The sequence below is a fragment of the Cognatishimia activa genome (genome assembly GCF_001458335.1).
Classification (GTDB): domain Bacteria; phylum Pseudomonadota; class Alphaproteobacteria; order Rhodobacterales; family Rhodobacteraceae; genus Cognatishimia; species Cognatishimia activa.
The window spans coordinates 18,966-38,802 of the sequence record NZ_CYTO01000007.1 but is presented as its reverse complement, the minus strand read 5'-3'; the positions used below and the strand labels follow the sequence as shown (position 1 = coordinate 38,802).

Below are 19,837 nucleotides of genomic sequence, written 5' to 3'. Positions count from 1 at the left end.
ATTAAGGAATTGGGACTGAATGAGCTCAATTCTAGAGAAAACGCCAAACAAAAAGGCGCCCTAGATTCTAAGTCCGCCGCAGTAGCGGTAGTTATTCACACGGGAGAAAAATGAAGATGACTTTCAAGAAAAAATTCGCTGCCATGACAGCGGCTGCAGCACTTATGACCGGTGCTCAAGCGGCAATGGCAGAGGAAATCACCGTGGCGTATTTCTTGGAGTGGCCGATGCCTTTCCAATATGCCAAAGCGACAGGCATGTATGACGAAGCGCTTGGCGTAAAAGTGAACTGGGTGTCTTTCGACACAGGTACAGCAATGAGCGCAGCAATGGCTGCCGGTGACGTTCAGCTGTCTGTTAGCCAAGGTATTCCGCCATTCGTTGTCGCGACATCTGCAGGTCAGGATTTGCAGGTTCTCGATGTTGCTGTTTCTTATGCAGACAACGACAACTGCGTTGTACGTGCTGATCTGGAAATCGACAAAGACAGCGCAGGCGAGCTGGCTGGCAAGAAAGTGGCTGTCCCGCTGGGTACTGCTGCACACTATGGCTTCCTGAAGCAAATGGAACATTTCGGCGTAGCGCTTGATAGCCTCGAAATCGTTGACATGGCACCGGCGGAAGGCGAAGCGGCGCTGAGCCAAGGTTCTGTCGATATGGCTTGCGGCTGGGGCGGTGCGCTGCGTCGCATGTTTGACTCCGGCAACGTTCTGCTGACCGGTGCAGAAAAGACTGAACTGGGTATCCTGGTATTTGACGGAACAACAGCTCCAACGTCTTATGTTGCTGAGAACAGCGATCAAGCTGCTGCGTTCCTGAAAGTGACTGCAGATGCTAACGCAATGTGGGCTGATGAAGCGAATCACGCAAAAATGCTGCCGGTTATCGCGAAAGACGCAGGTATGAGCGAAGATGACGCAGCGGCGACGCTGGCGACTTTCGTTTTCCCAACAGTTGAAGCGCAGTTGAGCCAGTCTTGGTTCGGCGGAAACGTTCAGACCTTCATGAAAGGTGTTGCGGACGTATTCGTTGCTTCCGGTTCGATCGATGCGGCAAAGGCGTCTTACGCTGACAACGTGAACGCGGATCCGCTGTCCGAAGCTCAATAATCCTCCATTGATGGGGCGCCTTGGTGCGCCCCAATTCAATATTACCTGCGGATGCGGGTGTCTCACCTCTCTGAGAAGGGAATTCAGGTGTCTGAATTATTAATCGATAACATCTCTATGCGCTTTGATCTGCCAGACGGCGGTCACGTTCAAGCGCTTAAGAATGTGACGCTGGATATCAAATCCGGCGAACTCATGAGCGTACTTGGCCCATCGGGCTGTGGTAAAACAACGCTGCTCAATATTGTAGCAGGGTTTCTGGCTCCAACCGAAGGCCAAATTAAGCTGAATAACGAGGTCGTTACTGGCCCGAGCCCGCAGCGTGGGATGGTCTTTCAGCAGGGCGCATTGTTTGAATGGATGAATGTCCGTGACAACGTTTCCTTTGGCCCTGATATGAAGGGCGTGAGCCGCGCGGAAAGCAAAGAAAAGGTCGAGCATCTGCTCGAAGTTGTCGGCCTGCAGGATTTCAAAGAAAAAGCGATTTACGAACTTTCTGGCGGTATGCAGCAACGTGTTGCACTGGCACGCTGCTTGGCCAATGACCCTGACGTTATCCTAATGGACGAACCGTTAGGCGCGCTTGACGCTTTGACGCGTGAAAAGATGCAGAGCCTCGTGTTGGATCTATGGAAAGACACAGGCAAAACCATCATTCTGATCACCCACTCTGTGGAAGAAGCCTTGCTGCTTGGTGAACGCCTATTGGTCATGGCACCACGTCCAGGACGGGTCCACAAAGAATACCGCCTGCCTTTCGCGGATCTCGGTGTTGGCAACGATCTGCGCGAAGTAAAGAAACACAAGGATTACGCCGGAACGCGTGAGGAAATCCTGGAAATGATCTGGAACATGGAAGAAGAAATCATGGGCCGGACGGAGGAAAGCGCATGACCGGTTTACTCGTACTTGCCCTATATGTTGCCGCGTTTTTCGGCTCATTTGTCATTGCAAAGCAGATTTTCAAAAGCGCTTTTGAAAAGAAGGGCTTCAATAAACTGAAAACCGTGACGTTCGGTGATGAGAGCGCGATTACGGCGAACCGCGTCGCATCTGTGGTTTCTGTCGTAACCGTCTTCTGGCTATGGGTTGCTTTCACCAACTCGACAATTCCATTGCCAAAATTTCCGGGCCCATTTTCCGGTGATATGACGTTTACCTATACGGCTCAGCTTGAAGACGGAACTCAAGATGATGCCACCGTCACGATGCGGGTTTACCGCGAAGACATTCAGCAAACAGTTGACGAAGAGGGGAACCCTGGACGTGAGCCATCTCCGGCTGAGGTTGAGCTGGGTGACGGATTTGCAAAGAACGACTCGCTGACCGTAGCGCGCTATGGCTTCAAGGTTGTGAATGTTTGGAAAAACGACGAAGTCTCGAAAAAAGATGGGTCCACCATCGTCGCGATTAATGGGCAGCCTATCAAGCCGGGTGAGAAAATCTCCGTGGACGAAGGAACGCTCGGGCTAACTGACAAAGGCACGCCAACCTTTGCGCCAGCAACGGGCTTCCGCATGGCGCGTTTGTATCTGCCTGCCCCCGAAGTCGTGTTTCAGCGCTTTATTTGGCTGAACAAAGAAGGGTACCAGGGCTTCACGCTGATCGAGCACACCCGGTATTCGCTTCAGCGTGTTCTGTTGGGCTTCCTGCTAGGCGCGTTGGTCGGGGTTCCAATTGGTTATGCCATGGGCTTGACCGGATGGGCACGCGGTTGGTTCGACCCAATTGTCGAATTCATGCGTCCTATTCCACCATTGGCGCTGATCCCGCTGATCATTATCTGGTTCGGTATTGGTGAAGTCGGCAAGGTCGTCTTGCTCTTCCTAGCCGCCTTGTGGATCATGATTATTGCGGCGCGATCGGGTGTCTCTGGCGTTGCGATTTCCAAAGTGCATGCTGCCTATTCACTGGGCGCATCGAAATGGCAAATCCTGTCGAAGGTCATTGTTCCAAACTCACTCCCTGACATCTTCACCGGTGCTCGTGTCGCCATGGGTGTTTGTTGGGGGACCGTGGTTGCGGCCGAACTGGTTGCGGCGAACGTGGGTCTCGGCAAGATGATTGTGACGGCTTCTAAGTTCCAGCTGACTGACATCATTATCGTCGGCATCATCGTGATCGGCGTGATCGGCTTCGCGATCGAAGTCGGAATGCGCGCACTGGAAAACTGGCTGATCCCTTGGAAGGGTAAAGTCTGATCTGATCAGATTTGATCGAGAAAACCAAAAGGGCGGCCCAGCGGGAGCGGGTCGCCCTTTTCAAATTTATTTTAGAATTACTTTGTAAGTATAAGTTTGCCTGCACGTGTGATCCGCAGGGTGTAAACCTGTTCGTTAAGAACGATCCGTGCCAGTCCGTTCTCACCAGTGATATTTTGCGCGTCTAGAACAGGCGTATTGTTCATCAGTTCGGAAATTGGTGTCTGAATGTTCATGTTCGAATCCTTAATCTGGGATGACATATTTCTGACTAAATTAGTCAGGTGAGTCAATTCCTGATTTAAAGAGTCGGAAAATATGTGGACACAGGAGCAAAAGAATGCCGAAAACGGTGTTTGCGGCTTGTTGGACTAAATCTTCGGGCGTAATTATTTCCACGCTTCGGATACTGAATTTCAAAGGATGGACTTTGAAGCTCTGGTACGTATACCGATTTTGTCTTACAACGCGATAGATAGCGCTAACACTTCGGAGTCGCGGAACTTTTATGTCTGATACTTTTCTTGTCGCAGATATTGGTGGAACAAACACGCGTGTCGGACTAGCGGACGCAAATGGACTGCGGGCGGACACCACACGACGTTTCAAAAACCGCGACAACCAAAGCTTTATGGCCGTACTCGAAGCCTATCTGGATGAATTGCAGCCAGGGCCGCTGCGCGGCGCTTGTGCTGGCGCAGCTGGGCCGGTCAAAGACGGTTGTGCCGAACTCACAAACTTGGACTGGGAGATAAATCGCGACTCGATGAAGGCGCTGACAGGCGCCGACGTGGTAGACGTCATCAATGATCTCCCGGCACAAGGACTGTCGCTTGATGATCTGACGGATGAAACAACCAAGATCATCAGGCCTGGCAAAGTCGAGGCTGGGCCGCGCCTTGTGGTTGGGCTGGGCACCGGCTTTAATATCGTACCTGTACATCGTGTCGGTGATGTCTTGTTGGCACCTTCTTGTGAGGCTGGCCATGAAACCCTGCCATATCGGCAGGAACAGACTGAGCTTTGTGAGTGGCTGCGCGAGCACCGGGACTATCCATCTGTAGAGATGGCGCTTGCCGGGCAAGGGATCGAAAACATTTTCGAATTTCATGCTGGGCAGTCCAGGCCCGCAGCAGATGTTGTGGCTGGTTATCACGCTGGCAACGAAGCCTGTCACGCGACAATGAAAGACTACGTTGCTATTCTGGCCCGCGTTGTGGGGGACCATTCTTTGGTGCAATTGCCCTTCGGGGGAATTTATTTGACGGGGGGCGTCTCTCGTTCTGTTGCCCCGATTTTAGATGAGTTGAATTTTTCTGAGCACCTGACGGAGAAGGGCCGCTTTTCAGACCTGGTTGGCTCCTTCCAGATTAACCTGATTGATGACGACTTCGCAGCGCTGAAAGGTTGTGCGCGTCACCTGCGGCAGCTCGTTAGCAGCAGGGCGTAATTCCCGCATAAGATGTAACATTTGCTTTCGCAAACCGCCCATCGCACACTCCGCACACGTTGAGCGGGAAAGATAAGTGCTGTGGATGAGGCCGTAAATGCAGCTTGATTGGACTCCAGTGCGCCAAGAGTTGGCGCGTTGGCATAACGAAGAGCTGACCCTGCCGGTTTGGTGGCGCGACGATGATGCGATTGAGCCGACTCAACAACTTGAAAAACTGTTGGAGCTGTCAGCGGAAACCGGTGTGCCGGTTCATTTGGCAATAATACCAAGGGAAGCCACAAAGGCGCTCGCTGAACGGATCATCGGCGATGCGAATGTCGTGCCGGTTGTGCACGGCTGGTCGCATACGAATTACCAACCAAAAACTGAAACGAAATGTGAGTTCGGAAACGCCCGCCCGCTTGAGATACGGTCTGAGCAGGCCGCGGAAGGTCTGCGCCGTTTGCAGACTCTTTTGGGCGAAAGGGTTTCAGCCATGTTTGTGCCGCCATGGAACCGGGTGCCCGCGGATTTCTTTCCAGAACTTAGCAAGATAGGTTTCCATTCCGTTTCAACGTGCAATCCTCGTGCGAGCCAGGAGCTGGTCCCGGGGCTAGCCCAAATCAACACCCATATTGACCCACTCTATTGGCGACCGTCAAAGAAGCTTTCTCATCCGGAACTCATTGTCGAAAAGACCGCACGTCTTTTGAAGAAGCGCCGGCAGGGCAAGCTCGATAACACCGAACCTTTTGGGCTTTTGACCCACCACTTGGCGCATGATGATCGGGTGTGGGAATTCTGCCGTCAATTTTGGTCAGAGCTCTTGGAAGGTCCGTTCGAAGTATTTCGAAGCGCGTGATCCGACTTGCGCCAAGCGTGATGTCTTCTTAACAGTTTGGCCATGAAAACTGGCAAAGCAAACGCACCTAAGTCAAAGATCTCTGACCAGATCACAATGGCATTGGCTGAACAGATCGTCCGCGGCGAACTTGTTGCGGGAGAGAAGCTGCGTCAGGATCATATCGCGAAGTCTTTTGACACCAGCCATGTGCCTGTGCGCGAAGCGTTGCTGCGGCTTGAAGCCCGGGGTCTTGCAGTAAGCGAGCCGCGCCGTGGCGTTCGCGTTGCGCGGTTCAATCCAGCGGACAACCTCGAAATTCGCGAGATGCGTCTGGCGCTAGAGCCCGTCGCTTTACGCCACTCGATACCAAGACTTAGCAAGTCGCAAAAACATGCCGCGGAAGAGGCTCGTATTTCCTGTGACAGCGCGACTGATTTGATCAGTTGGGAAATAGAGAACCGCAAATTTCATATGGCCATCTTGGCGGGCTGCAAAATGCCACGTTTGCTGTCAGAGATTAATGACCTGCAATTGCTGAGTGCGCGGCATTTGTTGGCGACCTACTCGAAAAAATGGGCGCGGCGCATCGACCGTGACCATAGCGCGATAATGCAAGCGATCCGCAGTCAAAACATTGAAACAGCCGTTTCTGTATTGCGCAGGCATCTTTCTCGGTTGAGCTAAAAAGGGGCTTTGCCCCTCAGCGCAGTTGCGCTTTCACCCCAGAGTATTTTTGCAAAGGTGAAGGACGGCTGTTTGTGCTTTGTCGCAATGGGTTGGCAAGACCGGCATTTCGTCCTAGGCACGGCACATGAGCTCTCTATCCAAACTACCGATCTTTTTTGTTTGCCCGCCCGGTCTAGAAGACGTCCTTTGTGTCGAAGCGCGGGAATGCGGCTGGTCGGACGCCAATGCTGTGCCTGGCGGTGTCGAGATCGAAGGGGATTGGTCCGACGTTTGGCGTGCAAATTTGAACCTGCGCGGAGCAACGCGGGTCTTGGTGCGGATCGGGTCTTTTATGGCTTTCCATCCGGCGCAGTTGGACAAGCGCGCGCGGAAGTTTCCATGGGGTGAATTTTTGCGCCCTGATGTACCGGTGCGTGTAAATTCGGTCTCGAAGAAATCGAAGATCTACCACGCAGGGGCAGCCAAGCAGCGCATTGAGCGGGCGATCTCTGAAGAGCTGGGCGCGCCGATTGCCGCGGATGCGGAAGTTACCGTCTATGTTCGGATTGAAGACAATCGCGTTACGTTAAGTATCGATAGCTCTGGCGAGACATTGCACAAACGTGGCCACAAATCCGCAGTGGGCAAAGCGCCGATGCGAGAGACGCTAGCGGCGTTGTTTCTTAGGTCTTGTGGTTATGATGGCACCCAACCGATCTACGATCCCATGTGTGGTTCAGGAACCTTTGTGATCGAGGCGGCGGAAATGGCCTTGGGTTTGCAGGCCGGTCGTGCCCGGTCTTTTGCCTTTGAAAAGCTTGCCACATTTGATCCGCAATTGTTTGCAAACGAGACGCGCGATGGCTCGAATGCCATCGACATAATGTTCCACGGTTCAGACCGCAACGCTGGCGCAATTGAAAGCGCGACGGCCAATGCGGAACGTGCAGGCGTCGGCGCAGTCACAGCGTTTCATCAAGCCGCAGTGAGTGACATTCAGCGGCCCGATGGGTCGCCGGGTCTTGTCATCGTGAACCCGCCATATGGTGCTCGGATTGGGGACAAGAAACAGCTTTTTGGTCTGTATGGAGCGATGGGGCGACGACTGAAGGAAGAATTCCGTGGCTGGCGTGTCGGTATCATCACATCTGATTCAGACCTTGCTCGCGCGACTGGACTGCCGGGGCTGGAAAACGGCCCCCCGATCCCGCATGGCGGTCTCAAGGTGCGGCTGTTCCAAGCGGGCCCGCTTTAGAGGCTATTCTGCGGCCATTGGCAGGGTTTCTTGGCCGACCATAAACCGATGCGCAGCACCGCCCGCGAGGTGTGTGATCCGACCCGCAACAATCGTCGCTTCCACGGCACGCGTTTCTGCGTTGATGATGGTCAGATCCGCACGCTTACCAAAGTCGATCACGCCACGATCCGGTAGTCGCAGGATCTGGGCGGGGTTTCCTGAAATCAAGTTCCACGCTTTTTCGAGTGGCAGAATGCCTTGGTCGGCGATGTAGAACGCAGACTGCGCCAGGGCTGGGTAGTAGTAATCCGAAACCAAGGCATCGCACATGCGCGCTTCAATCAGTTCAATCGCGGCAATATTTCCTGATTGGCTGCCGCCACGCACGATGTTCGGCGCGCCCATCAAAACGGGGTCATTCACCGCTTTTGCCAAAGCAGCTGGCGCACGCGCAGTTGGGAATTCGCAAACCTTTGCGCCAATCAGAGAATAGGTCTCGCGGGTGTCTCCGTCCGGGTCATCATGGCTGCCATAGGTCACGCCGAGCCGGTCAAAGGCTTCGGCAAGCTTGCATAGATAGCGGGGTACATCGCGCCTTTGGTCTCTTGCTTGATGCACAAGCGCCAGGTGTTCTTCGACGCTGCGGCCACTTTTGTTTGCCCACATCGCCAGCGCATGAGGTTTGGCGTTGGCCATCTGCAGCGCTTCTTCAAGGTGGTCATTGAAGATGACATAGTCGACGCCATAGCGTTCTACGGCGCGCAGCAAACGCTCGCGCGTGTTGACCGTGTGGGTTTCACAGCGAATTTGGACGCGCAGGTCCGTGCACATCTGTGGGCGAAATTCTTGGACTGCCTTTAGGAACAGCTCTGCAAAATCAGGGCTCCGGTGGCCGCCCTCCCAGCTCCAGCTTTGAGCCATCCATGCGGTGGTTACGCCGTTGGACGCGGCGTCCCGGTCCGTTGCACGTAGACCAGTCTCTATCGGGAATGGCGCAGATGGGCGCGGCGCGATGTGGCGTTCAAATGCGTCCCCGTGCAGGTCAATGATCCCCGGCATAATGTAATAGCCTGAGAGGTCCACCTCGGGTAGCGGGCCTTTAGAAATCCGACCATTCGCAATCGCTACGGAACGCTGCTGCATTTCGCCATCGCGCAAGGTTGTCGCTCCGGTCAGGCGGAGAGGGGGGAGTTGGACAGACATTGGTTTCTCTGTTCTGGCGCTGCTCGGTATCGTTTCCGCTCAACCTAAGCCCGTAGTGTGAAGCCAGAGTGACAGAAAACCCTTATTTTTGGGATTATTGCGGAAAATCACCCTTCGCCAGCGAGTTTGAAGCGCTGAATCTCGTGAAATCGACCCGACATGTCCTCGCCGGCGAGCGTGAGGTCATCAACTTTAAAGGGTGTTGGAAGCGTGCCTTCTAGGACCGGTTCGAGGATTTCTTGTAGCGCTGCAGCACGGTTTGTTTCGAGACGGCCGGTCAAGGTAAGGTGAAAGCGGAACTCATCCATGACATATGGGTATCCCCATTGCATCAGATATTGTTCTTGCTGTTCAGAGAGGTTTGCCTTGCGCCGTTTCTCCAGCTCCATTTCAGTTGGCGGAGCACGAAACACGTCGAGTTCCTTGACCATTGTGCTGGCGAGGTTTGCCAAAGGGGTCGCATCCCCTTCAATCGTCAGTGCAAGAAAACGGCCCAGTCTGCTGAGCTTGAGCCCGTCCAAAGCGAAGGGCTGTTCCACGCTACACAACGTCTTGACCCGTTCCGCCAAAGCGGCTGCGGTGGTTCCTGACGCCAAGCGAAAGGGTGGTTTGATGGTGCCATGAAAACCGTATTTGCGTGGTGTTTGGGTGATCTCTGATACGTCATCTTGAAGGCCGTGGACAATCGGGTGCTGCACGGGAAGGCCGGTCGCGATGTCCCAGCCCAGCCAAGCCGCACCAAAGTCGGCCAAAGCGCCATTCGGTGCGGTGTAGTAAATTGCGTATCGCTGAAATTCCATGTCCTGCCTGCTTCCGCCTTGGTCTGCTGATTTGAACGCATCTATTCGTTACCCATGACATAGGAATGACAAATCAGGTGTTAAGGGCAACAGCGAAATCGTGCCGTTGATCGATCCAGTCAGAATTGATCCCGAGTCCAGTTGCGCCCTTAGCTTGTGCCCAGCGATAATAATTGCTAGGTCGTCCTCATCCGTTGGGGTGCTTGCTTTGCCAGGCTGAGAGGTCAATGACCAACCCATCGAACCTGATCCGGTCAACACCGGCGGAGGAAACGGATCCAAAGCAAGGCCCGTGCCCGCAAAAGGATTTCCCTCGCCCCTGTGACCAAATGGCGGAGGGAACGGCATGTCAAAAGGCAAGGCTCATGCAGCCTTAACAATTGCGGGATCTGATAGCGGCGGTGGCGCCGGGATTCAGGCTGATCTGAAAACCTTTTCTGCTTTGGGAGTGTTTGGCACGAGTGCGATCACGGCCATCACAGCGCAGAACACTCAGGATGTGACGGCGGTCGAACCGATCTCCAACGAAGTTGTCGCCGCGCAGATCAAAGCCGTATTGGATGATATTCGAATTCATGCGGTGAAGATCGGCATGTTGGGCTCGCCTGCTCTGATCGAAACGGTTGCGCAATCCCTCAAAGACTTTGACGGTCCAGTTGTGCTGGATCCAGTCATGCTGTCTAAATCCGGCGTGGCGCTTTTGCCAAACGATGCAGTTGAGGCCTTGGTTTCGATCCTCGTGCCGCGTGCGACTGTGCTGACGCCCAACCTGCCAGAAGCCGCAAAGATTCTCGGTGAAGACGAAGCGCGTGGAGATGACGCGGTCTTGGCGCAAGGTCACAAAATTTTGGACCTTGGGGCAAAAGCTGTTGTGATGAAAGGCGGTCACGCGGAAGGTGAAACCTGCCGTGATTGGCTGGTGACTCCAGAGGGAGCGACGCATCTAGACGCACCGCGTATCGAAACACGCAACACACACGGGACTGGCTGTACTTTGTCTTCGGCAATTGCGGCTGAGCTGGCCAAAGGCGCAGATCTTGAAGCAGCATTAACCCGCGCCCATGGCTGGCTGCATGGGGCAATCCAAGCCGCTGATCAAATCGATATCGGCCATGGTCACGGTCCAGTGCACCATTTCCACGAGGTTTGGACGTGAGCCAATCTGTGACCATACTTGGCTCCGGCGTGGTCGGATTGACCGTTGCGGCGGAGCTGCACCAGCGCAGATGCGATGTGACAGTGATCGACCCAAATGGAGCGCCGGGACCCCACGGTTGTTCATGGTGGGCGGGCGGTATGCTTGCACCGGATTGCGAGGGTGAGGTTGCCGAGGAACTAATCGTGCGTCTGGGCCGCGAAGCTGCTGAGTGGTGGCAGTCCATGGGCGCAGAGCTCACCTACCAAGGGTCACTGGTCGTTGCCTTGGGGCGGGATCGTCAGGAACTTGACCGGTTTGCGCGCCGGACTGAAAATCACAAGCTTTTGGATCAAGCGGGTCTGGCGGGTGTCGAACCGCACCTAAGCGAGCGGTTCAATCGTGCGCTTTTTATGGATGCGGAAGCGCATCTAAACCCACGCAAGACGATCTCAGGGCTGCGAGATCGTCTGAGCGCCGAGGGCGTGACATTCCTAAGCGAAGGCACGGCAGCTGGTCAGGTTGTTGACTGCCGAGGGCTTGCCGCAAAGGACGCCTTGCCTGAACTGCGCGGCGTTAAGGGTGAGATGGTTATTCTGCGGGCACCCGACGTGGAAATCGCACGTCCGGTACGTCTGCTGCACCCTCGTTTCCCTCTTTATATCGTGCCGCGTGGTGATGGCGTCTTCATGCTTGGGGCCACCCAGATCGAAAGCGAAGAACGCGACCGCGCTACGGTGCGCTCGGTGGTTGAGTTGCTCAATGCGGCCTACGCTCTGCACCCGGCATTCGGTGAAGCAGAGCTTTTGGAAATCGGCGTCGATGCACGTCCCGCTTTCCCTGACAATCTGCCGCGCATTAGCGGCAAAGACGGCATTATTTACGTTAACGGATTGTTCCGGCACGGCTATTTGCTTGCCCCCGCCATGGCACGGATGGTTGGCGAGCTGGTCGTTGACGGAAAATCCCCAGAAGTTTGGCATGAGGTCTGAGATGAAGATCGTTGTGAATGGCGAAAAGGTCGAAGTGACCGCAACACAACTGGACGCAATTCTTATTGAGTTGGGCCACGGCGAGGCGAAAGTCGCCACTGCTCTCAATGAAGAATTTGTGCCTGCCACAATGCGCGCGGATACAGCGCTTGAAGCGGGCGATCGTCTTGAAATCGTCGCGCCGCGGCAGGGGGGCTGAGTATGCCAGTTTTCTACGGAACAGAAATCCAATCGCGTTTGATGCTGGGCACCGCGCAATACCCTTCTCCTGCGATCTTGGCGGATGCATTTCGGCGCTCAAAAGCTGGGATTGCCACCGTGTCTGTGCGCCGCGAGTCAGGCAGCGAGCAGGCCGGGCAGGCGTTTTGGGATCTGATCAAAGAACTCGATGTGGCTTTGTTGCCAAATACAGCTGGGTGCCATTCGGTCCGCGAGGCAGTTACCACCGCTCACATGGCGCGGGAGCTGTTTGATACGAAATGGATCAAACTCGAGGTGATTGGACACGCTGATACGTTGCAGCCAGATATCTTTGGCCTGGCAGAAGCGGCGCGCATTCTAACTGAGGATGGGTTCCAAGTGTTCCCCTATTGCACCGAGGATTTGGTGCTCTGTGAGAAACTGCTGGATGTGGGCTGTGAGGTTCTTATGCCTTGGGGTGCACCAATCGGCACCGGATTGGGGCTCAATAACATTTATGGTCTGCGCACCCTACGCGGCCATTTCCCAGATGTGCCTTTGGTGGTGGATGCTGGTCTTGGCGTGCCAAGCCAAGCCGCTCAGGCGATTGAGATGGGCTATGACGCGGTGCTATTGAACACCGCAGTTGCCAAAGCCGGTGATCCTGCGGCATGGCGGAAGGCTTTGCCTTGGCAGTGGAGGCGGGTGCCTTGGCCAAAGAAGCAGATCCGATGGAGCCACGCGATATGGCGGCGCCTTCAACGCCCGTTATCGGAAAGGCGTTCTTGTGATGAGCTTGCCCCGTTTCTATCCGGTCTTTGATGATGTGCGCTGGCTTGAGCGTATGGTGCCCTTGGGTGTGAAGCTCGTGCAGCTGCGCATCAAAGATACGCCGCGTGATGAGATCAAAGCACAGTTGCAAGCCGGCAAGGACCTCTGCGCTGAGCATGGCGCAATCATGGTGGTGAATGACTATTGGGAGCTGGCCATTGAGTTGGGGTGCGACTGGTTGCACCTAGGTCAAGAGGACCTAGACGAAGCTGACCTCGATGCCATCCGCGCGGCAGGGCTGAAACTGGGTGTCTCAACCCATGACAATGACGAACTGGATCGCGTTTTGGCGTTCAATCCAGACTATGTTGCTTTGGGTCCGGTCTACCCGACCATTCTGAAGAAGATGAAATGGCATCAGCAAGGCTTGGGCAAAGTCACCGAGTGGAAAAACCTGCTGGGCGATACGCCGCTTTGTGCCATCGGTGGGATGTCCGTTGAACGTGCGCCCGGTGCCTTTGAGGCGGGTGCGGATATCGTCGCTGCGGTCACTGACATTACATTGAATGAAGACCCGGAAGCGCGGGTGCGCGCTTGGTTGGGGGTCTGCGCATGAGCCGCTACGCCCGCCAAATCCAATTGCCATCGGTTGGGCCAGAAGGTCAGGCGCGCATCCGCACGGCGCGGGTGCTGGTGATCGGGGCCGGGGGGCTGGCCGCGCCAGTGCTTCAGTATCTGGTAGGGGCCGGGGTCAGTTATATTCGGTTGGTTGATCCGGATACGGTAGAGGAAAGCAACCTGCATCGTCAGACGCTGTTCCGGGAAAGCGATATTGGGCGATCTAAGGCTGAAGCTGCTGCGCTTCACATGGATCAACTCAATCCCGAATGCCATATCGAGCAATGGTCCGTGCGCTTTAATCCTGATAATGCTGCGAAGCTTTGCGCAGGTGTTGATCTGGTGATCGACTGCGCGGATAGCTTTGCAGCAAGCTACATCGCGAGTGACCATTGTCGAGGGGCGAACTTGCCACTGATCAGTGCATCGGTGGTTGGCACCGAAGGCTATTGCGGTGGATTCTGTGGCTCTGCTCCGAGCCTGCGCGCTGTTTTCCCGGAATTGCCCGACCGCTTGGGCAGTTGCGATGCGGATGGCGTTCTTGGACCCTCCGTCGGCGTCGTTGGTAGCTTGCAGGCGCAAATGGCAATGGCTGTGATTACCGGATCAGCGCCAAACCCGCTGGGTCAACTTGTGACATACGACGCGCAAGCGATGCGCTTTGGTGGGTTCCGGTTCGACAGCGCCCGCGAGCCGCGCGCGCAACACCGGTTCATTTCAGATGGTTCGCTGCGCGAGACAGATTTTGTGGTGGAGCTTCGCGCCGAAGATGAACCCGGCGCAAAACTTCTACACACAGTCCGCGCAGAGGTGACAGATTTCGAGACTGACCAAGCGCCGCGCCCTCTGGAAGGCCAACGCGCCGTGATGGTGTGTCGTTCGGGTCTGCGCGCGTGGCAAGCCGCTGAACGGCTTTCACAGAATTGGAATGGAGACATAGCACTCATCGCGATGGGCGATGGGTGAGGGATTACTTAGGAGACGCCCCATGAAAAAACTACTGATGGCGGCAGCAATGCTGACCGCAACCCCGGCATTCGCAGCCGACAAGATGACCGTCCTTCTGGACTGGTTCATCAACCCAGACCACGGCCCGATCATTGTCGCGCAAGAAAAAGGCTTCTTTGCCGACCAAGGTTTGGAAGTAGAGATTGTCCCACCAGCGGATCCATCTGCGCCTCCAAAATTGGTAGCCGCGGGTCAGGCTGATCTGGCGGTTTCCTACCAGCCACAGCTTCACTTGCAAGTTGCTGAAGGTCTGCCGCTGGTGCGCGTTGGTACCCTCGTGGCGACACCTCTGAACTGCCTGCTTGTTCTGGCGGACGGCCCAGTCAAAGAAGTCGCTGACCTGAAAGGCGGCAAAGTGGGCTACTCGGTTGCGGGCGTAGAAGAAGCGCTGCTGGGCACCATCCTGAAAACCCACGGTCTGTCTATGGATGACATCGAACTGGTCAATGTGAACTGGTCCCTGTCCCCATCCCTGATGTCCGGTCAGGTGGACGCGGTTCTGGGTGCATATCGCAATTTTGAGCTGAACCAGATGGAAATCGAAGGCGTTGAAGGCAAGTGCTTCTACATCGAAGAAGAAGGCGTGCCGACTTACGACGAGCTGATCTATGTGGCGCACAAAGAAACTATGGATGCCGACAAAACGCGCCGCTTCCTTCGCGCGACGGAACTGGCGACGCAGTATATCGTGAACCACCCACAAGAGAGCTGGGAAATCTTCGCAGGCACGTCTGCAGAACTGCAAGACGAGCTGAACGAAAAAGCTTGGGTTGATACACTGCCACGTTTCGCGCTGCGCCCGGAAGCGCTGGACGAAGGCCGCTATGTTCGCTTTGAGCAGTTCCTAGCGGATGCGAAGCTGGTTGAAGGCACCCGGCCGGTGTCCGAGCTGGCCGTTGACCTCGGTGCTCAGTAAGCATGGCTTACGGTAAAACATTCCCGCTTTGGCGGGACGCGGCGGGCCAGAATTGGCCCGCTTACGTGGACCACGCATTTGTGCGGGGTCTCAAAGATGGCACGCTGCCGCGCGAAGCCTTTTTGCATTACCTGACGCAGGATTACGTGTTTCTGATCCATTTCTCGCGCGCTTGGGCATTGGCGATCACCAAAGCCGAAACGCCAGAAGAAATGCGTCTGTGTGCGGGCACCGTGAATGGCTTGATCAATGAAGAGCTTTCTCTTCATATCAAGACCTGCGCTGAAGCCGGGATTTCTGAGACAGAGCTTTTTGAGGCTGAAGAACGCCCAGAAAACCTTGCGTATACACGGTATGTTTTGGATGCGGGACACTCTGGGGATTTCCTAGACCTACTCGCCGCGCTGGCACCTTGCGTGCTTGGCTATGGCGAGATCGGCGCAACGTTGATCAAAGACCATGCACCGGAATACGCAGAGTGGATCGGCGCCTATGGTGGCTCTGAGTATCAAGAAGTGTGTACGGAAGTTGCGGCCCTTATTGATGCAGCGGTTGAACGCCGTTTGGGTGCAAACCCAACCGAAAGCCCGCGCTGGGCACATTTGTGCAAGCGTTTTGATATGGCAACGAAACTGGAAGTCAGTTTCTGGGATATGGGTCTGCGCCCATGACACAGGCCCCGACGCTCCATATGAAAGGCAGCGCGAAGATTGGCGATACGCTGATCTTTGACGCGCTGGACTTGACCGTGGCGGCGGGGCAATGGACCTGCTTGCTGGGTTCAAGCGGCGTAGGCAAATCCACCGTGTTGAAACTCTTTGCTGGGCTTGCGGAACATGTGGATTTTTCCGGCACCTTCGGTGCGGAAAGCGGCCCCCTCGATGGGAAAATCGCGTTGATGGCGCAGAGTGATCTTCTGCTTCCTTGGTTGACCGTCGCCCAGAACGTGGCGCTCGGTGCGCGTTTGCGTGGCGAGGCATCGGATGCAGGCAAGGTCGCAAGTGTTCTAGATCGCGTTGGGTTAGCTGACAAATCCAAGAGTAAGCCTTCGGAGCTATCGGGTGGCCAACGTCAGCGGGTCGCCTTGGCGCGGACTTTGATGGAAGACCGCCCAGTGGTTCTGCTTGATGAGCCGTTTTCCGCGTTGGATGCCAAGAACCGCGCGCGGATGCAGGAGCTGTCTGCGGAAGTTCTTGAAGGGCGCACCGTTTTATTGGTGACGCACGACCCAGCAGAAGCCGCACGGCTTGGTCACGCGATTGTGGTAATGACCGAAAGCGGTGCGCAAACGGTCACGCCGCCGCAGGGTGCCGTGCCGAGAGCAATTGATAACGAAAATGTATTGAAGGTGCAGGCAGCATTGCTTGCCAGATTGAGGGAGGACGCCTGATGCGGGTGACCGAATTTCTAAGAGAACAGGCGCGCGATGATTGGAACGTTGCCACCAAACACCCTTTCACGGACGCACTCGCCGATGGGTCGCTGGATCCGGATTTAATGCGAGGGTATCTGCAGCAAGACTATTTGTTTGTGGATCAGTTCGTCCGTCTTTTGGCCACCACGATCGCCCATGCGCCAACACTGGCGGACAGCGTTCCAGCCGCGCAGTTTTTGGCCGTGATAACGGGGCCCGAAAACACCTATTTTTTGCGCAGCTTTGAAGCGCTTGAAACCGAACCTCATGCCGAACCCACGCCTGAAACCGTCGCTTTCCAAAACCTTATGGAAGAAGCGCGCCTGTCCGGGCGCTACGAGATTATGCTGTCGGTGCTCGTGGTGGCTGAATGGGTCTACTTGGAATGGGCAACCCCTTTTGCAGACCGCGCTGATGACCTTCCGTTCTGGTTAGGCGAGTGGATCACGCTTCATTGCGGTGAAGGCTTTGAAGGCGTCGTCGAATATCTGCGCAGTCAATTGGACAAGACATGGGATGGGCTTGAGCCGCATCGCCAAGCGATGGTCGAAGAGTATTTTGCAGAAGCCGTCAAACGCGAGCGTGCATTCTTTGACGCCGCCTGGGCGGGCTTCCCAATCGCGAAAGCCGCGTCGTCATCATGAAAAGCTGGCAGGCGGGCATAGCGTCGACCCTTTTGGGTCTTGCCATCTGGCAAACAATTGTCACGCTTGGGGACTTGCAGAAGTTCATCCTGCCAGGACCAGTTTTGGTTGCTGAGACCCTCTGGAAAAGCCGCGTCATCATCATTGAAAACGCGTGGGTGACCCTGTCTGAAGTCCTGCTTGGTCTTGTTCTAGGGGCGCTGATCGGCGGGATCAGCGCGATAATGCTCGCGTCATCACCCATGACACGTGCGCTTGTGCGTCCCATGTTGGTGTTTACGCAGGCGATCCCGGTCTTTGCCCTCGCGCCGATCTTGAACCTTTGGTTGGGCTTTGGGCTGACGTCGAAAGTCGTGATGGCGTTGATCATTGTCTATTTCCCGGTGACCTCCGCCTTCTTTGATGCCCTTATTCGAGTGAACCCGGATTGGTTAGGGCTTGGCCGTGTCATGGGGGCAGGGAAATGGCGCGTTATGTGGCACATCCGTATTCCAGCAGCCTTGCCGGGGTTTGCGTCTGGCCTCAGATTGGCTGCGGTCTATGCACCGATTGGCGCAATCATTGGCGAATGGGTTGGGGCGTCAAAAGGGTTGGGGTACCTCATGCTCTTGGCCAACGGCCGTGCAAAGATCGATTTGATGTTTGCCGCTCTGATTGTTCTCGCTGTGATGACCATTTGCCTGCATGCGGCGACGGATCAGTTTTGCAAACGTTTCCTAGATCGCACCGACGCTTAATCTTCACTCAGATCTGGCAAAGAAAAATCCCCGGTCCTTCGCAGGCCGGGGATTTCTAATTGGTAGCTTGATCAGAGTTTAGCCAATCGCAACCGCTTTCACATCGTTGTCGATGTGAGGCACGTACTGCTCAAAATTGTCAGCAAACATCTGAACTAGTTTCGCAGCTTGTGCGTCATATGCTGCTTTGTCGTCCCATGTGCGGCGTGGGTCCAGCAGGACCTCGGCAACGCCAGGTACGGCCACAGGTACTTCAAAGCCGAAATTCGGATCCTTGCGGAATTCCTCATTCGCCAGTGTGCCTTCCAGCGCCGCGGTCAGCAGGGCGCGGGTCGCGCGGATCGGCATGCGAGAGCCGGTGCCAAACGCGCCACCGGTCCAGCCGGTATTGACCAGCCAGCAAGTCGCGCCGTGCTTAGCGATTTTCTCGCGCAGCAGGTTGCCGTACACCTCTGGGCGACGCGGCATAAACGGCGCGCCAAAGCAGGTGGAGAAAGTTGGCTGAGGCTCAGTGACACCACGCTCAGTTCCGGCCACTTTAGCAGTGAAGCCAGACAAGAAGTGGTACATCGCTTGCGCCGGTGTCAGGCGTGCGATTGGAGGCAGAACACCGAATGCATCACAGGTCAGCATGATGATGTTCTTTGGGTGGCCACCGATTGCAGTCTGGGACGCATTGGAAATGTAATGCAGCGGGTACGCGCAGCGCATGTTTGCGGTCAGGCTGTCATCTTCGAAATCCAGCTCTTTGGTCTCTTCATCGAAAACCATGTTTTCAATGATCGTACCGAACTTGGTGGTAGTCGCGTAGATTTCTGGCTCTGCTTCCGCATTCAGATTGATGGTCTTTGCGTAGCAACCGCCTTCAAAGTTGAACGTACCTTGATCGGACCAACCATGCTCGTCATCACCAATCAGAATACGATCTGGATCCGCGGACAGGGTGGTTTTACCAGTGCCGGACAGGCCGAAGAATACGGCTGTGTCGATTGCGTTGTTTTTCGCGTGGTTTGCGGAACAGTGCATCGGCATGATGCCTTTTTCAGGCAGCAGATAGTTCAGCAGAGTGAAGACGGATTTCTTGTTCTCGCCCGCGTATTCGGTGCCGCCGATCAAGATCAGCTTACGATCAAAGTTCAGCGCAATCACGGTTTCCGTACGGCAGCCGTGTTTCTTTGGATCCGCTTGGAACGTTGGGCAGTTGATCACAGTGTAGTCTGCAATGAAGTCATCCAAATCTTCGCGATCTGGGCGACGTAGCATCGTACGGATGAAAAGACCGTGCCACGCGAGCTCTGTCACCATGCGGACATTGATCGAGTGACGCGGGTCGGCGCCGCCAACCAAATCTTGGACGTGGTAATCCTTGCCCTTCATGTGGGCCAGCATGTCTTCGTACAATGCATCAAAGCCCGCAGACTCCATCGGCGCGTTGTTTTCCCACCAGATGGTGTCTTTCACGCTTTCAGATTTGACCACGAATTTGTCGTTTGGGGACCGGCCTGTGTATTTGCCAGTGGAGGTCAGGAAAGCTCCGCCGTTGCCTAGGGTGCCTTCGCTGTTTTTCAGCGCAGTCTCAACCAGCGCTGGCTCCATGTAGTTATAATAGACATTTCCCAGTCCTTCGATCCCTTGATCTTCGAGGCGGAATTGCGGGTTTACCCGTCCAAATGTCATTATTTTAACTCCTGTAGCCGCGATGGGTGCGGCAGTCCTTAAGGTCGTGTGCGGGGCTTTCACCCGCAACGAGTCAACCCATTCAGTAGGTTGATGCTGGCTCTTAACATGAGGAATTTTGGCTTGAACAGACTGATAGCGCTGCGTTAGCGCAATCAATGTCATGTTATCGCAAACTCCGCGAAACAATGTTTCTTAAGGTGGCAGTATTAGCACGCAGTTAAAGAAATTCGAAAAAAATACCCATGCAAAC

Annotated in this window: 21 protein-coding genes, 1 pseudogene and 1 riboswitch; of the genes and pseudogenes, 18 read left to right on the top strand and 4 right to left on the bottom strand. The window is 55.2% G+C overall.

Going from position 1 to position 19,837, the window contains the following annotated elements; genetic code table 11:
* Nucleotides 1–116: 116 nt before the first annotated feature.
* Genes TA5113_RS03020 through TA5113_RS03010 form a run of 3 tightly spaced genes read left to right on the top strand, consistent with a single transcriptional unit; the run spans nucleotide 117 to nucleotide 3,310 of the window.
* A complete protein-coding gene (locus TA5113_RS03020; RefSeq protein ID WP_058316342.1) occupies nucleotides 117–1,109 on the top strand; it encodes a taurine ABC transporter substrate-binding protein in 993 nt (330 codons plus the stop codon).
* A gap of 51 nt (nucleotides 1,110–1,160) precedes the next feature.
* Nucleotides 1,161–2,003 (top strand): ATP-binding cassette domain-containing protein, encoded by an 843-nt coding sequence (locus TA5113_RS03015; protein ID WP_370736428.1) that lies wholly within the window; start codon nucleotides 1,161–1,163, stop codon nucleotides 2,001–2,003.
* The gene (locus TA5113_RS03010; RefSeq protein ID WP_058316294.1) at nucleotides 2,000–3,310 is read left to right on the top strand and encodes an ABC transporter permease; all 1,311 of its coding nucleotides are present in this window, start codon (nucleotides 2,000–2,002) and stop codon (nucleotides 3,308–3,310) included. Before TA5113_RS03015 ends, TA5113_RS03010 begins: the two co-directional genes overlap by 4 nt.
* Before the next feature lie 77 nt (nucleotides 3,311–3,387).
* Here TA5113_RS03010 and hemP read toward each other — a convergent pair whose 3' ends face one another.
* Nucleotides 3,388–3,546 (bottom strand): hemin uptake protein HemP, encoded by a 159-nt coding sequence (gene hemP / locus TA5113_RS16600; protein WP_106387499.1) that lies wholly within the window; start codon nucleotides 3,544–3,546, stop codon nucleotides 3,388–3,390.
* A 272-nt stretch (nucleotides 3,547–3,818) separates the two neighbouring features.
* On the opposite strand from hemP, the gene TA5113_RS03005 reads away from it, so the two are divergent.
* The 4 genes from TA5113_RS03005 (at nucleotide 3,819) to TA5113_RS02990 (ending at nucleotide 7,507) form a co-directional block, all read left to right on the top strand.
* Nucleotides 3,819–4,760: a glucokinase gene (locus TA5113_RS03005; protein ID WP_058316296.1), complete on the top strand. Its 942-nt coding sequence runs from the start codon at nucleotides 3,819–3,821 to the stop codon at nucleotides 4,758–4,760.
* A gap of 97 nt (nucleotides 4,761–4,857) precedes the next feature.
* Nucleotides 4,858–5,604: a polysaccharide deacetylase family protein gene (locus tag TA5113_RS03000; protein WP_058316297.1), complete on the top strand. Its 747-nt coding sequence runs from the start codon at nucleotides 4,858–4,860 to the stop codon at nucleotides 5,602–5,604.
* A 42-nt stretch (nucleotides 5,605–5,646) separates the two neighbouring features.
* Nucleotides 5,647–6,270: a GntR family transcriptional regulator gene (locus tag TA5113_RS02995; protein ID WP_058316298.1), complete on the top strand. Its 624-nt coding sequence runs from the start codon at nucleotides 5,647–5,649 to the stop codon at nucleotides 6,268–6,270.
* Between the two features lie 127 nt (nucleotides 6,271–6,397).
* Nucleotides 6,398–7,507, top strand: a complete 1,110-nt coding sequence (locus tag TA5113_RS02990) for a THUMP domain-containing class I SAM-dependent RNA methyltransferase (RefSeq protein ID WP_058316299.1) — start codon at nucleotides 6,398–6,400, stop codon at nucleotides 7,505–7,507.
* A 3-nt stretch (nucleotides 7,508–7,510) separates the two neighbouring features.
* On the opposite strand, the gene TA5113_RS02985 is transcribed toward TA5113_RS02990, so the two are convergent.
* Both TA5113_RS02985 and TA5113_RS02980 read right to left on the bottom strand, forming a co-directional pair.
* Complete coding sequence (locus TA5113_RS02985) at nucleotides 7,511–8,692, bottom strand: alpha-D-ribose 1-methylphosphonate 5-triphosphate diphosphatase (protein WP_058316300.1); 1,182 nt, start codon at nucleotides 8,690–8,692, stop codon at nucleotides 7,511–7,513.
* A gap of 107 nt (nucleotides 8,693–8,799) precedes the next feature.
* Complete coding sequence (locus TA5113_RS02980) at nucleotides 8,800–9,492, bottom strand: DUF1045 domain-containing protein (protein WP_058316301.1); 693 nt, start codon at nucleotides 9,490–9,492, stop codon at nucleotides 8,800–8,802.
* Between the two features lie 185 nt (nucleotides 9,493–9,677).
* A riboswitch (TPP riboswitch) is annotated at nucleotides 9,678–9,781 on the top strand.
* Between the two features lie 57 nt (nucleotides 9,782–9,838).
* On the opposite strand from TA5113_RS02980, the gene thiD reads away from it, so the two are divergent.
* From thiD to TA5113_RS02920, 11 genes and pseudogenes are all read left to right on the top strand, one after another.
* Nucleotides 9,839–10,648, top strand: coding sequence for a bifunctional hydroxymethylpyrimidine kinase/phosphomethylpyrimidine kinase (thiD, locus tag TA5113_RS02970; protein WP_058316303.1), 810 nt, complete (start codon nucleotides 9,839–9,841; stop codon nucleotides 10,646–10,648).
* Complete coding sequence (locus TA5113_RS02965; protein WP_058316304.1) at nucleotides 10,645–11,619, top strand: FAD-dependent oxidoreductase; 975 nt, start codon at nucleotides 10,645–10,647, stop codon at nucleotides 11,617–11,619. The genes thiD and TA5113_RS02965 overlap by 4 nt, the downstream gene beginning before the upstream one ends.
* Before the next feature lies 1 nt (nucleotide 11,620).
* Nucleotides 11,621–11,818 carry a sulfur carrier protein ThiS gene (gene thiS / locus TA5113_RS02960; protein ID WP_058316305.1) on the top strand — a complete coding sequence of 66 codons (198 nt, stop codon included), beginning with the start codon at nucleotides 11,621–11,623 and terminating at the stop codon, nucleotides 11,816–11,818.
* A 2-nt stretch (nucleotides 11,819–11,820) separates the two neighbouring features.
* A pseudogene (locus tag TA5113_RS02955) lies at nucleotides 11,821–12,506 on the top strand (thiazole synthase); the annotation flags it as partial.
* 83 nt (nucleotides 12,507–12,589) lie between these two features.
* A complete protein-coding gene (locus tag TA5113_RS02950; protein ID WP_058316307.1) occupies nucleotides 12,590–13,186 on the top strand; it encodes a thiamine phosphate synthase in 597 nt (198 codons plus the stop codon).
* Complete coding sequence (locus TA5113_RS02945; protein WP_058316308.1) at nucleotides 13,183–14,154, top strand: HesA/MoeB/ThiF family protein; 972 nt, start codon at nucleotides 13,183–13,185, stop codon at nucleotides 14,152–14,154. The genes TA5113_RS02950 and TA5113_RS02945 overlap by 4 nt, the downstream gene beginning before the upstream one ends.
* A 22-nt stretch (nucleotides 14,155–14,176) precedes the next feature.
* Nucleotides 14,177–15,112 (top strand): ABC transporter substrate-binding protein, encoded by a 936-nt coding sequence (locus TA5113_RS02940; protein ID WP_058316309.1) that lies wholly within the window; start codon nucleotides 14,177–14,179, stop codon nucleotides 15,110–15,112.
* A 2-nt stretch (nucleotides 15,113–15,114) separates the two neighbouring features.
* Nucleotides 15,115–15,783, top strand: coding sequence for a thiaminase II (gene tenA / locus TA5113_RS02935; protein WP_058316310.1), 669 nt, complete (start codon nucleotides 15,115–15,117; stop codon nucleotides 15,781–15,783).
* A complete protein-coding gene (locus TA5113_RS02930) occupies nucleotides 15,780–16,502 on the top strand; it encodes an ABC transporter ATP-binding protein (RefSeq protein WP_058316311.1) in 723 nt (240 codons plus the stop codon). The genes tenA and TA5113_RS02930 overlap by 4 nt, the downstream gene beginning before the upstream one ends.
* Nucleotides 16,502–17,170, top strand: a complete 669-nt coding sequence (locus TA5113_RS02925) for a TenA family protein (RefSeq protein WP_058316312.1) — start codon at nucleotides 16,502–16,504, stop codon at nucleotides 17,168–17,170. Before TA5113_RS02930 ends, TA5113_RS02925 begins: the two co-directional genes overlap by 1 nt.
* Nucleotides 17,167–17,907, top strand: a complete 741-nt coding sequence (locus TA5113_RS02920) for an ABC transporter permease (RefSeq protein WP_058316313.1) — start codon at nucleotides 17,167–17,169, stop codon at nucleotides 17,905–17,907. Before TA5113_RS02925 ends, TA5113_RS02920 begins: the two co-directional genes overlap by 4 nt.
* A 78-nt stretch (nucleotides 17,908–17,985) precedes the next feature.
* Here the strand turns inward: TA5113_RS02920 and TA5113_RS02915 are convergent, their stop codons facing one another.
* Complete coding sequence (locus tag TA5113_RS02915; protein ID WP_058316314.1) at nucleotides 17,986–19,584, bottom strand: phosphoenolpyruvate carboxykinase; 1,599 nt, start codon at nucleotides 19,582–19,584, stop codon at nucleotides 17,986–17,988.
* Nucleotides 19,585–19,837 lie beyond the last annotated feature (253 nt).

What these genes read in the sequence shown, in the direction of transcription:
- TA5113_RS03020 (WP_058316342.1), top strand. Translation starts at nt 117, where the DNA reads ATGACTTTCAAGAAAAAATTCGCTGCCATGACAGCGGCTGCAGCACTT.
- TA5113_RS03015 (WP_370736428.1), top strand. Translation starts at nt 1,161, where the DNA reads ATGCGGGTGTCTCACCTCTCTGAGAAGGGAATTCAGGTGTCTGAATTA.
- TA5113_RS03010 (WP_058316294.1), top strand. Translation starts at nt 2,000, where the DNA reads ATGACCGGTTTACTCGTACTTGCCCTATATGTTGCCGCGTTTTTCGGC.
- hemP (WP_106387499.1), bottom strand. Translation starts at nt 3,546, where the DNA reads ATGAACATTCAGACACCAATTTCCGAACTGATGAACAATACGCCTGTT.
- TA5113_RS03005 (WP_058316296.1), top strand. Translation starts at nt 3,819, where the DNA reads ATGTCTGATACTTTTCTTGTCGCAGATATTGGTGGAACAAACACGCGT.
- TA5113_RS03000 (WP_058316297.1), top strand. Translation starts at nt 4,858, where the DNA reads ATGCAGCTTGATTGGACTCCAGTGCGCCAAGAGTTGGCGCGTTGGCAT.
- TA5113_RS02995 (WP_058316298.1), top strand. Translation starts at nt 5,647, where the DNA reads ATGAAAACTGGCAAAGCAAACGCACCTAAGTCAAAGATCTCTGACCAG.
- TA5113_RS02990 (WP_058316299.1), top strand. Translation starts at nt 6,398, where the DNA reads ATGAGCTCTCTATCCAAACTACCGATCTTTTTTGTTTGCCCGCCCGGT.
- TA5113_RS02985 (WP_058316300.1), bottom strand. Translation starts at nt 8,692, where the DNA reads ATGTCTGTCCAACTCCCCCCTCTCCGCCTGACCGGAGCGACAACCTTG.
- TA5113_RS02980 (WP_058316301.1), bottom strand. Translation starts at nt 9,492, where the DNA reads ATGGAATTTCAGCGATACGCAATTTACTACACCGCACCGAATGGCGCT.
- thiD (WP_058316303.1), top strand. Translation starts at nt 9,839, where the DNA reads ATGTCAAAAGGCAAGGCTCATGCAGCCTTAACAATTGCGGGATCTGAT.
- thiS (WP_058316305.1), top strand. Translation starts at nt 11,621, where the DNA reads ATGAAGATCGTTGTGAATGGCGAAAAGGTCGAAGTGACCGCAACACAA.
- TA5113_RS02950 (WP_058316307.1), top strand. Translation starts at nt 12,590, where the DNA reads ATGAGCTTGCCCCGTTTCTATCCGGTCTTTGATGATGTGCGCTGGCTT.
- TA5113_RS02945 (WP_058316308.1), top strand. Translation starts at nt 13,183, where the DNA reads ATGAGCCGCTACGCCCGCCAAATCCAATTGCCATCGGTTGGGCCAGAA.
- TA5113_RS02940 (WP_058316309.1), top strand. Translation starts at nt 14,177, where the DNA reads ATGAAAAAACTACTGATGGCGGCAGCAATGCTGACCGCAACCCCGGCA.
- tenA (WP_058316310.1), top strand. Translation starts at nt 15,115, where the DNA reads ATGGCTTACGGTAAAACATTCCCGCTTTGGCGGGACGCGGCGGGCCAG.
- TA5113_RS02930 (WP_058316311.1), top strand. Translation starts at nt 15,780, where the DNA reads ATGACACAGGCCCCGACGCTCCATATGAAAGGCAGCGCGAAGATTGGC.
- TA5113_RS02925 (WP_058316312.1), top strand. Translation starts at nt 16,502, where the DNA reads ATGCGGGTGACCGAATTTCTAAGAGAACAGGCGCGCGATGATTGGAAC.
- TA5113_RS02920 (WP_058316313.1), top strand. Translation starts at nt 17,167, where the DNA reads ATGAAAAGCTGGCAGGCGGGCATAGCGTCGACCCTTTTGGGTCTTGCC.
- TA5113_RS02915 (WP_058316314.1), bottom strand. Translation starts at nt 19,584, where the DNA reads ATGACATTTGGACGGGTAAACCCGCAATTCCGCCTCGAAGATCAAGGG.